This window comes from Candidatus Xiphinematobacter sp. (assembly GCA_016766635.1).
Lineage (GTDB): Bacteria > Verrucomicrobiota > Verrucomicrobiia > Chthoniobacterales > Xiphinematobacteraceae > Xiphinematobacter.
In genome coordinates, this window is the sequence record CP068473.1 from 366,076 (window position 1) to 377,485 (window position 11,410).

Consider the following 11,410-nt stretch of genomic DNA (forward strand, 5'->3'; position numbering starts at 1 on the left):
AACTAAATCTCCCTCTCTACAAATAAAACGGCTTTCCTTCTCCAATCCTGTTATTTATAAGGACCTGCTTTGTTATCTCGATGCTCGCTTCTCATGCTCCTTTCGTGCAAACGTGCACCCCGCCTCCTGCCTCTCAGCCAGGAGACACATACACCAAACTGGCAGTAGAGACAGAGAGGAAAAACGGCTGCCTGGGAGGAATTACCTCGTCACTCTTCTTTCTTTATGGCGGAGAAGCGTAGCAGGAAAGCTTTTGATAGCGCAAGAATAGCGCAAGAAGCCTACGACTTGTATCGCAGGCGCTTCTTGTGGCGATTTTGCTTCATTCGTTTGTGACGTTTATGCTTTGCAATCTTACTTCTTCTCTTTTTTTTGAGCGAACCCATGTGATTTTTACAGGCGATTCTGTTGCCAACACTTACTCTTCGTTAATCCAAAGAGGCTCTTCCACCAAGCGCACTGCTAATCCTCTACTGCTTAGTAGACAACCTTGTTTAAAGGATATTCAATGATCCCTTCTGCTCCGAGTGCTTTCAGCTTAGCGAGGATTTCTCGGACTACCTTTTCTTCGACAACAGCTTCCACCGCAACCCAACTGGCCTGAGCCAGAGGAGAAACAGTGGGATTTCTCAGCGAAGGCAGAGCCCTCAGCAGTTTTTCCAAACTTGCTGAGGGGAGGTTCATCTTTATCCCAACTAGGCTATGGGCATCTAAGGCCCCCTTTAGTAAGAGAGCAAGGCTTTCCAGCTTGCCTCTTTTCCATTTATTTTTCCAACTACACTTATTTGTCACCAGAGCTGGATAGGACTCTAGCAAGGTGTCTACGATCCGTAACTTGTTAGCTTGAAGTGAAGCACCAGTTTCCGTAATCTCCACGATCGCGTCTGCCAAGTCTGGTACCTTGACTTCAGTAGCACCCCAAGAGAATTCAACCTGAACGCTCACTCCGTGCTTTTTAAAAAAACCTCTAGTTAAACTGACCACTTCAGTTGCAATCCGCTTCCCCTCCAAATCATACACCGAGTGCACGGGAGATTCTTCGGATACCACCAGCACCCAGCGCGTTGGGCTGGTACTCGCCCTGCTGTAGGGAAGTACTCCTACCTCGCGTACGCGAGCACCACTCTCAGCTATCCAGTCTTGTCCGGTAATCCCAGCATCTAAATAATTGTGCTCTACATAACGGCTAATCTCTTGAGCACGTAAAACTCGGATCTCTAAATCGGGATCGTCTATCACGGGACGATAGGAGCGGGTAGAACCAGAAATACTAAAGCCTGCCTTCGCAAAGAGCTGCACCGTGGCTTCCATCAGACTGCCGGAAGGCAAACCAAGAAGCAGTTTCTTGTCATCTATTTTCTTCATCTAGCGTTCTCAAGAACTTTACCTGGGCTGCTATCGGGCTACTATATTCTGGGATGTATGGAGAGCGAGAAGAATTTGTAGCAATGGATTTCACACGGGGGCACGAATAACAAGAGACGGGCGGAAAAATATTTTCCGATTCCAAGGTCTAGTGTTGCCTATGTAGCGGTTTTTCGACCAGATCGATCTGGTGTGACCATTGGTGAGGTTGCTGGCCTGCAAGTAAGCACCTCTCTGGAGAAGGAAGGGTACCCGTCATTTTCTCCACTCAGAGAAAGTAAGCCCGGTTTCCCTGGGGCAGAGGCGGCCCGTACCAGTGTGGGAAGCCTTTCCTACCGGGGAGGATCCGTAAGGGTTTTTCGTATAAAGGGTTACAGTGGCCCTCTTCAACGCTAACCTCTCCAAAGGAGTACGATTCTGGTGATAACAGAGGGGGTAAGGCCCCCCCTTTTTTCTACAAGGACTCCCCCCCCTCATTTTAGTGTTCCTGGGGAGACACGCACAGCACCAAAGTTTTGCCGTAGAGTACAAGGCGGCCGCAAGAATATGAGACACAAGACCTGTCGATGACCTCCATAATATGGAAGAGGCCACAACATCATGCTAATATGGCTCGGTAGCTAATGATATAGGGGCTATAGACGGCCAGCAAGGAATTGTGGCGGTATCCCCCCCGTTTCTTCTTTACACTAGAAAGTTCACAGAACTAGGGAAGCTCTCTTGCCCTTGCTCTGGTAAGGGGTCATCGTGGGATGTTACAGGGAATAAATAGATCAACCATCGAGGACTCAACCATCGAGTGTTTTGGAGGTAGAACGGCCCCCAGAAAGCTTATTTTGCCAAGCCCGGAGAAGAATTATGCGAGACGTGGTTGCATAGGTCAGATAAGAGAAGATCCAACTTAGAAACACACGCGAGCGCTTCCTAAACCCGGTGAGAAAATAAAGGTGGATTAGTGTCCAAGTGATCCAAGCAAAGTACCCGCCGAACTTAATCAGATGCAGATCGACTACAGCAGCATGCCGTCCAATGGTGGCCATACTCCCTCTGTCCACATACGCGAAGTGTTTCGTGGAAACTCTGTTTAATAGGCAAAGGATATTCCTTGCTACAAGACGTCCAGCTTGTACTGCCGCTGGAGAAACACCAGGAACAGGAGTGCCGTCGGGACGTCTGGAGAACGCCATATCTCCAATCACGAACACTTCGGGATGCCCGGGAATACTCATATCTGCATTGACTATGACCCGTCCTTGACGATCTACTTCGACGCCAAGTTGACTTCCCAGAGGAGAAGCCACGTTTCCGGCGGCCCAAATAACGGTACGAGTGGGAATGGTGGCTCCATTTACTTCTACATAATCCCCTGTAATTCGAGTGACCTTCGCGGCAAGGCGGACCTCCACGCGAAGTTTTTTTAGCTGTTTAAGGGCTTTGCCGGAAAGGACAGGATCAAAAGTAGGAAGAATGTGGGAGGCGGCCTCCACAAGAATAATCCGAGCCTCTGGCGGATTGATATGGCGAAAATCTCTTCTTAAGGTATGGTGTGCCAGTTCAGCAATAGCGCCCGCCGTTTCTACGCCAGTCGGTCCCCCTCCTACTATCACAAAGGTCATTGCTCGCTCGCGCTCTTCTGGCACAGAAGCCTTCTCGGCATCCTCAAATGCCACAAGGATGCGATTTCGAACGTTAATAGCATCTTCCAGAGTTTTTAGACCTGGAGCGTGCCGCTCCCATTCGTCTTTTCCAAAATAGGAATGACGTGCACCACAGGCTAGAATAAGGTAGTCGTAGCGTAGAGTTAGGTCTGGCGTTACCACTAGCTTCTTAAGCGTATCAATCCTGGTTACCTCGTCGAGAAAAATCTCTACGTTTCTTTGGGTACGTAAAATAGAGCGAATCGGTTCAGCGATATCTGCTTCCGCCAGGCCGGACGTTGCAACCTGGTAGAGAAGCGGCTGAAAAAGATGATGATTACTTCTGTCAATTAGAATAACTCGGACTGCCACATCTGCGAGGCCGCGGGCAGCAGAGAGCCCGCCAAACCCTCCCCCGATAATAACGACAACTGGTAGGCTCGATTGATTTCCGACGGTTCCACTTGTATAGCTCATAGCAGTGCTCATAGAGGTCTCATTTTGCTGGATATTTTGCTGGATGGGGGGAGCAGCTTTCATACAGAAAATCCGCACGCACCCTTACCCCCTTCTTCCGGACCAAAGCAGGCTGGGCCGGACCTCCCCGGGGGCCCATTCTACTTTGATTTACTGGCTGATTGACATTAAAAAAATAGCGGTTACATCCTTTTCCTGACTATGCATCACTTTGCTTTCCACAATGGGTCTCTCTGCTGTGAACAGCATAAACTCTCCTACTTAAGTAGGCATTATGGGACTCCTCTCTATGTCTATTCGGCACAGACTATCAGGGATAATTTCCGGCGTTTGAAAGCTGCTTTAGCACCTTTAAACCACCTAGTCTGCTATGCAGTTAAAGCTAATTCCAATCTGTATATTCTGAATCTTTTTGCCGGGCTAGGGGCTGGATTTGACATTGTCTCTGGTGGCGAACTTTATCGAATCCTGCAGGCCGGTGGATATGCTAGCCGTTGCACCTTTGCAGGAATCGGTAAAACCCGGGAAGAAATCGACTATGCACTTAGGGAAGGTGTATACTGCTTCATCGTAGAATCTGAAGCAGAACTGGAGACTATCAACGGAATTGCTGGGAAACTGGGGAGAAGGGCTCCAGTAGCTCTACGCATTAATCCAGATGTGGAAGTGAGCACACACTCTTATATCACCACTGGAAAGGCCAACAACAAATTCGGAATCGACCTAAGCCATGCCGAAGAAGCGTACGCCCACGCTGCTGCCCTGCCTCACCTTTCCATCCGCGGCGTCCAGACTCACATTGGCTCCCAGATTTTAGATTGCCGACCCTTTGTAGAAGCCATTAGAAAGCTATCTTCTCTAGTTGTTCAGCTTGCGGAACGCTATGGGATTGAGTTCTTTAGCGTGGGGGGGGGTATGGGAATTGTCTATCAAGAAGCTCTAGAAAGTGGGGCTCCACAATGGTGGAAGGAGGCGGATCCAGAACTCTTAACTCCAGAGAGATACGCAGCAGCTCTGCTGCCACTCCTTTCTTCCCTAGGGGTTAAAATTTTATTTGAACCTGGCCGTAGTCTTGTCGGAAACGCTGGAATTCTTATCACACGAGTAATCCAAGCTAAGAAGCAATCTGCCAAGCGCTTTGTGATCGTGGATGCCGGCATGAACGACCTCATTCGGCCAGCCCTTTATGGAACGCCACATCAAGTAGTTCCTCTCGAGCACTCCCCTCACCTTGGCTCAGGTACGGCAGACGTTGTCGGACCTGTCTGTGAGAGCGGCGATTTTTTCCTGCAGGAGGCTACTCTCCCTGATTATCAGCCAGGAGATTATTTAGCACTTATGAGTGCAGGTGCCTATGGTTCTGCTATGTCTTCCCGATACAATTCCCGTCCTCTTGCGGCAGAAGTCATGGTAGACAACTCCGAATCTTTCCTTATTCGGGAACGGGAAAAGTTTTCTGACCTCATCCTCAGAGAACACGTTATGGGCATCTCCTCAAATATTTCCCACTTGTAACACTTGGAATAGAATAGAAAAGTAACAACTCACTGCCGAATAATCTGGGACCATCGCTAGAGTTTTATGTGCCATCCGGCTATTAGTTACAGCCTTTGTGTAGAGGGTCTCCTTCCTATAATTGATCTCCCGCGCCATGCCCTCCGAGATCTTACTGTACCTTACTTTTTTTAATGGAGGCGGTGAGAGTATAAAAACTGGTCCAATATCTCCTTTTTCGAATCTTCGGCTATATTCGGCTGTATGCTGTAGGAATTGCAGACCGAGTAGATTTCGTTGTTGATTCCGAGCAGGCTATTCCCTACTCTCCCCCCTGGAGGACTACTAAGTCATGGAAGGAATAAACAGAGACATTGTCGGCCCGGAACGGACCGGCTGCGTTGAGCTCGGTCGCGATGAAATCGCGCGATACTCCCGCCACCTGATTATGCCGGAGATCACCTTGGAGGGGCAGAAAAAACTCAAAGCTTCCAGCGTTCTCTGCATTGGCGTTGGGGGATTGGGTTCTCCTATTGCCCTCTACCTTGCGGCAGCTGGAATTGGTAAACTAGGGTTGGTGGACTTCGACATTGTGGACCGCTCGAACTTGCAGCGCCAAGTTCTACATGGAACGAAGGACGTCGGCAGAAAAAAGCTTGACAGCGCACTAGACCGCATTAAGGACATCAATCCTCACGTCAATCTGGTAATGCACGACTGCTTTTTCCGCAGCGAGAACGCCAGGGGCATTGTAATGGATTACGATCTGGTCGTCGATGGTACTGACAATTTTCCAACTCGGTATCTTTCTAATGACGCATGCTTTTTTCTGAGAAGGCCGAATGTTTATGGCTCAATTTTTAGATTCGAGGGGCAGAGTACAGTGTTCGCTCCCCACCTAGGGGGCCCTTGCTATCGTTGCCTCTTTCCTGAGCCTCCTCCTCCAGGCGCTGTTCCTAGTTGTGCCGAGGGCGGGGTTTTTGGGGTGCTCCCGGGTATTGTTGGTCTCATTCAATCCATTGAGTGCATCAAGCTCCTAGTAGGGATAGGAGATTGCCTTATAGGAAGACTTCTCCATTTCGACGCTCTTAGGATGCGGTTTCGTGAATTTAGGGTGCGTAAAGATCCGCGCTGCCCTCTCTGCAGTGAGGAATCCACTCTTACTGGACTTATTGACTACGAACAATTTTGTGGAGTTTCGAAAGCGGCGGAAATCGGAACTACAGTTCCAACGGTAAGCGTCGAGATCTTAAGAGAGAAACTTAGCTCCGGTGTCCCATTGACTCTTTTGGATGTGCGTGAGCTCCACGAGTACCAGATTGCCCGAATTCCTGGCTCTCGCTTGATTCCGTTGGGTGAGCTTCCCTCTCGCATGAGCGAGCTAGACACTTCCGATGAAATTTATATCCACTGTAAAACGGGGGGGCGGAGCTTGAGAGCGCTGTGTCAACTTCGCGATGCTGGTTTTACGAAGTTGTTTAACGTAGAAGGTGGTATCCATGCATGGTCCGATAGAATCGATTCCTCGGTACCTCAGTACTAGTTCTTGCCTCTTCTCGCTTGTAAGTATAATTTCCTTCAAAAAGAAGGTTGCTTTCCCAAGTATGGTCTTCCATAAGGGTGGCGTGGGTTTAGCTTTAGCTTCGCACGTCCGTGGTGTTCGTACTAGATTTCTTCTTCTTTTCATGCAGAGAGGGTTGTTCTCCCAGGGGAGCCGATGCAAATTGCTCCAACACTCTGGAATACTAGACTAGAGAAATGGGAGTTGGACCTCCAGTAGAAGTCCATAAATATCCCTGCCATAAGGAGCAACCCCATGGTTGCATTGCTTAAGACCCAGTTGGCAGCTATCTTCGTGCTAGAGTCCGTCGCGAAATGCCTGTACATCAGGAGCAGGAGACAGGCAATCAGTCCCAGTGCAACAGCATAGGGGAAACCGAGCTGTTCCACCCATCCGAAAAGGACGAGTGAGAGGAGCATTCCCACGTGGAGCCATTGTGCTGTACGGATCGACGTGGTTACACCCAGTAGGACCACCATAGATTTAAGACCTTCCCGCCGGTCCACCTCAACATCTTGTATGGCGTAGACCATATCAAATCCTGCTGCCCAAAGAAAGACACACAGTGCCAGTATTAGCGGAGGCAGAGCAAATTCTCCAGTTACTGCGTTCCATGCCCCTATGGGAGCTACTGACAGTGCTAGCCCCAAAAAAAACTGCGACGCATAGGTAAACCGCTTTGTCAGGGAGTAAAAAAAGACAATTCCCAAAGCAAGAGGAGAAAGTGCCAGACATAGTCTGTTAATTGCCCAAGTGGTGCCTATAAAGGCTAGGGAAGAGATAGCACAGGCCGCAATGGCAGTTGGCTGACTTACCAGTAGATGACGACAGGCAGTACGAGGGTTGCGTTTGTCTAGCTCTCGATCTACCACTCGATTAAACGTCATGGCTGCTGTCCGAGCGCAAACCATGGCCACAACGATGAGTAGAAGAATTCCACGGGAGGGAAATCCATGTGCAGCCGTGAGCATAGAGCCCAAAGCAAATGGCAAGGCAAAAATTGTATGAGAGAAACAAACAAACTGAAGAAAAGCCCGGAGTGGACCCATGCTGTGTTTCTGCATTGTCTTCTTAGAGGAATTGAGGGACTTTAATCATCCGAGGATAGTTAGAGCGTATACAAACTACACCACATCGATCTAGAAAGCTTCTATCCTACTTTTTTCTATCCGGGCCTTTCTAACAAACTGGCAGTTAATGGCAGTTAACTACAGAAAAGGCATCCCCCGCCACATGCGCTCCCCTGGGCGAGACGCTAAAATCCCATCGTAACTTAACTGCAGTCCTCAACAAAAAAGCAAGCCACGTCAGAATCACAGCTTCCCATCCCCGCTAGTGAGGATGCAACGTGCTAGCATAGCACCGCAGGTTTGCCCTCATTTTCCTTTTCTGGAGCACCCCCCTTTTTTTCCTCCACAGCGAGAAACTCTTTAGGGGAAGGTACCATGCCCTCTCGTATGTCCAACTCTGAAAAGAAACAACTTTCAGAACCTGAGTGACATGCCGATCCCTTCTGTTCTACATAAAAAAGAAGAGTATCTCGGTCACAGTCTACAAACCAACGTACGATTTTCTGAACGTTGCCACTGGTCTCTCCCTTAAGCCAGAGCTTATTTCTAGAACGGCTCCAGTAGTGCATGAATCCCTTGGCTAGGGACTGCTCTATAGAATCCTTGTTCATCCATCCCATCATCAGAACACGACCGTAGTGGTGTTTCTTGGAAGTTAGTATTTGCTGCACAATCGCAGGGATTAATCCCTCTGCATTAAACTTAAAATCAAGGTCCATTTTGGGCATACTCTCTCCGTTGAGTTACACAACAAAGCTACCTGATGGGGAATATGGGACCTAGGTGAGTAAATCTCAAGCGTCTTCCGAGATTTGTGCTTTTCTAGGGGCTATTTCATCTTGTTGCTAGTTGCCAAGAAAGATGATTCCAGTCAACCATCCCCAATTTCCAGCAATTGTATCCCAGTTTTCCTTGCGGCGATTTCCCTTGTCTGGATAGCCTACAGGACAAGCCTGGAAGAAGGCCTGGGCCTACTTTCGCTGCGATCCGCACTCGGCGTTTGTTAGTACGCGAGAGAGAATTCGAAGATTGCTCTCCAGCTATGCTTCTCCAGTGCCTTATAGTGCCAGTAGTCCAAGCAGGTGTGCTAACACACTTGTCTCAATAAAAGCCATCACCAAAACTGCTAATACCCTATGGGAATGTGGATCGGAAAAAATAGAAAGGCGCGCGTTACTTATGGATTTGATGAAATCTCCCTGGTTCCTGGCACAGTTACCATCAACCCAAATGAGGTAGATACCACTTTCGCCATTCCAAGAAAAAGAGGAGAACCCATCCGGCTTAACATTCCTATTCTTGCAAGTGCAATGGATGGCGTGGTGGACGTTTGTTTTGCACGGGAAATGGGGCTGCTTGGTGGCCTTGCAGTCCTTAACTTGGAAGGAATACAGACCCGCTATGAAAATCCCGAAGAAATTTTTGACGAAATCCTCAAGGCTAAGAGGGAACACGTTACCTCCTTACTACAGAGACTGTACCAGAAACCTGTGCAGGAGGTGCTTGTTGCCAGACGTATCCAGCAAATCAAGGAATCTCAGATCACTACTGCGGTGAGCTCCATCCCGCAAAATGCAGAACTGTATGGTCGCATTGCAGCAGAGGCGGGAGCGGATGTTTTTGTGATCCAAAGTACTGTGTCTACCGTTCGGCATATTTCTAGTGAGTATAAATCTCTTGAGCTTGCTAATTTTTGTAAAAAAATTCCCCTGCCAGTAATCGTTGGTAATGCTGTCAGCTATAGCGTAACACTTGAAATTTTGGAATGTGGAGTAGCAGGAGTCCTGGTTGGTGTTGGCCCCGGAGCTGCCTGCACCTCCCGCGGAGTGCTTGGCTTAGGGGTGCCTCAGGTTACTGCCACGGTAGATTGTGCTGCGGCGCGCGATGCTTTTTATAAAAAAAGTGGATCCTATGTCCCCATTATTACCGATGGAGGAATGTGTAAAGGAGGCGACGTATGCAAAGCGCTAGCATGTGGTTCGGATGCGGTAATGGTGGGGAGCGCATTTGCCAAAGCCAAGGAGGCTCCTGGCAGAGGTTATCACTGGGGCATGGCCACCCCTCACGCAAATCTTCCCCGGGGTACGCGTATTCATGTGGGTACCACTGGAAGCTTGCAACAGATCCTTTTTGGTCCGGCTGGGGTGGATGACGGCAGTCAAAACCTCATAGGAGCCATCACTACTTGTATGGGCAACGTAGGCGCTGCTTCCATCCGCGCATTTCAGGAAACAGAAATCATTATTGCACCTTCTATCCAAACCGAAGGCAAACTCCTTCAGGTAGTACAGAATGTAGGGATGGGCTCACAATGAACACAGCGCAGTCGCCACGAAGCCAATAAACAATTCCTTCCGTTGAGCTTTCCTGTACTTCCTAAGTTTGATCCAATTGATGAGTGATCGCAGGGTCGTCGTGACCGGTCTAGGCGTCATAACCCCACTCGGTAACGACGTAAAAACATTTTGGAAGAACCTGACTGAAGGCCGGAGTGGTGTTCGCCTTTATCAGGCATTCGACTCGGAGATTTACTCCTGCAAAATTGCGGGAGAGGTCCAGAGTTTTGATCCTGTCGGAGTTTTCAAGGAGGCGGGCAAATTGCATCGCTCCACCGAGCACGACCTATGCTCTAGAGGTACCAAGTCTTTTGAAAAAATTGCAATGTCCAAAGCCCTTAAGGAAGCTAGGCGCTCAGATCGATTCACTCAGTTTGCCGTAGCTGCTGCCACCATGGCCTTGTCAGACTCAGGATTAGATATTAAAACCATACAACGTGATCGTTTCGGCGTTCTGATCGGAAGTGGCATTGGAGGCTTGCAAAGCATGGAAGATGAAACAAAGCGTCTGTATGCACGTGGGCCATCCCGTGTTTCCCCTTTCACAATTGCAATGATGATTAGCAATATGGCCAGCGGCGTGGTTTCGATGGAGTTTGGTATCTGTGGACCCAACATGTCCATCGTAACAGCTTGTGCAACTGCCAATCATTCCATCGGGGAGGCCTGGCGTATCATCAAGTTCGGTGATGCCGATGTATTTTTGGCAGGTGGTGCCGAGGCGACCATTACACCTCTAGGTATATCAGGGTTTTCGGCCATGAATGCGTTAAGTCTTAGGAATAGTGAACCGGAGCGCGCCTCCCGCCCATTCGATCGCGACCGCGACGGATTTGTTATGGGAGAAGGTGCCGGAATACTTCTTATTGAAGAGTTAGAACATGCTAAACGTCGTGGAGCATCCATTTATTGTGAACTTTCCGGATATGGCTTAAGTAGTGATGCGTACCATATGACACAGCCTCTTCCGGAGGGAGAGGGAGCGGCACGCTGTATGAGAATGGCTATGCGGCACGCTGGTGTAAATTCGGGGGAAATTGATTACATCAATGCGCACGGGACCTCTACGCCTATCGGTGACATTTGTGAGACCAGGGCGATTAAGCTGGCGTTAGGCAGCAGTGCCAAAACTACCATGGTAAGCTCGACAAAGTCCATGACTGGCCATCTGCTTGGGGCAGCTGGTGGGGTGGAAATGGCTGCCTGTGTCCTGGCCATTAAATATGGAGTTGTGCCTCCAACGATCAATCTTGAGCATCAAGATCCGGAATGTGATCTTGACTACGTACCAAACCAGGCTCGTGAGCAGAAGGTGTGTGTCGCTATTAACAACTCATTTGGCTTCGGTGGTCATAATGCCACTCTGCTTGCACGTAGATTTCCAGATTAGGGATAAAAGAAATGGAGGAGGGTGCAACCTAAAGATTATTGCTTGGAACTTTCTCTCAAATGCCGGGAGAGGATTTTGCC

The 11,410-nt window shown here is 49.0% G+C and carries 8 protein-coding genes; 4 read left to right on the forward strand and 4 right to left on the reverse strand.

Annotation, left to right across the window (positions count from 1 at the left end; genetic code table 11):
• Positions 1-477: 477 nt before the first annotated feature.
• Positions 478-1,365 (reverse strand): ATP phosphoribosyltransferase, encoded by an 888-nt coding sequence (locus JMM79_01590; GenBank protein ID QQY08637.1) that lies wholly within the window; start codon positions 1,363-1,365, stop codon positions 478-480.
• A 788-nt stretch (positions 1,366-2,153) separates the two neighbouring features.
• Entirely contained in the window at positions 2,154-3,479 is a 1,326-nt protein-coding gene (locus JMM79_01595) for an NAD(P)/FAD-dependent oxidoreductase (GenBank protein ID QQY08746.1), read from the reverse strand.
• A gap of 201 nt (positions 3,480-3,680) precedes the next feature.
• Between JMM79_01595 and lysA the strand changes: the two genes are divergently transcribed.
• Both lysA and moeB read left to right on the forward strand, forming a co-directional pair.
• Positions 3,681-4,994 carry a diaminopimelate decarboxylase gene (gene lysA, locus JMM79_01600; protein ID QQY08638.1) on the forward strand — a complete coding sequence of 438 codons (1,314 nt, stop codon included), beginning with the start codon at positions 3,681-3,683 and terminating at the stop codon, positions 4,992-4,994.
• 331 nt (positions 4,995-5,325) lie between these two features.
• The gene (moeB, locus tag JMM79_01605; GenBank protein QQY08639.1) at positions 5,326-6,516 is read left to right on the forward strand and encodes a molybdopterin-synthase adenylyltransferase MoeB; all 1,191 of its coding nucleotides are present in this window, start codon (positions 5,326-5,328) and stop codon (positions 6,514-6,516) included.
• 140 nt (positions 6,517-6,656) lie between these two features.
• On the opposite strand, the gene JMM79_01610 is transcribed toward moeB, so the two are convergent.
• The gene (locus JMM79_01610; protein QQY08640.1) at positions 6,657-7,598 is read right to left on the reverse strand and encodes a 4-hydroxybenzoate octaprenyltransferase; all 942 of its coding nucleotides are present in this window, start codon (positions 7,596-7,598) and stop codon (positions 6,657-6,659) included.
• 287 nt (positions 7,599-7,885) lie between these two features.
• Entirely contained in the window at positions 7,886-8,323 is a 438-nt protein-coding gene (gene hisI, locus JMM79_01615; protein QQY08641.1) for a phosphoribosyl-AMP cyclohydrolase, read from the reverse strand.
• Between the two features lie 417 nt (positions 8,324-8,740).
• On the opposite strand from hisI, the gene JMM79_01620 reads away from it, so the two are divergent.
• Together JMM79_01620 and fabF are read left to right on the forward strand one after the other, a co-directional pair.
• Entirely contained in the window at positions 8,741-9,919 is a 1,179-nt protein-coding gene (locus JMM79_01620; GenBank protein QQY08642.1) for a GuaB3 family IMP dehydrogenase-related protein, read from the forward strand.
• A 79-nt stretch (positions 9,920-9,998) separates the two neighbouring features.
• The gene (fabF, locus tag JMM79_01625; GenBank protein QQY08643.1) at positions 9,999-11,330 is read left to right on the forward strand and encodes a beta-ketoacyl-ACP synthase II; all 1,332 of its coding nucleotides are present in this window, start codon (positions 9,999-10,001) and stop codon (positions 11,328-11,330) included.
• Positions 11,331-11,410 lie beyond the last annotated feature (80 nt).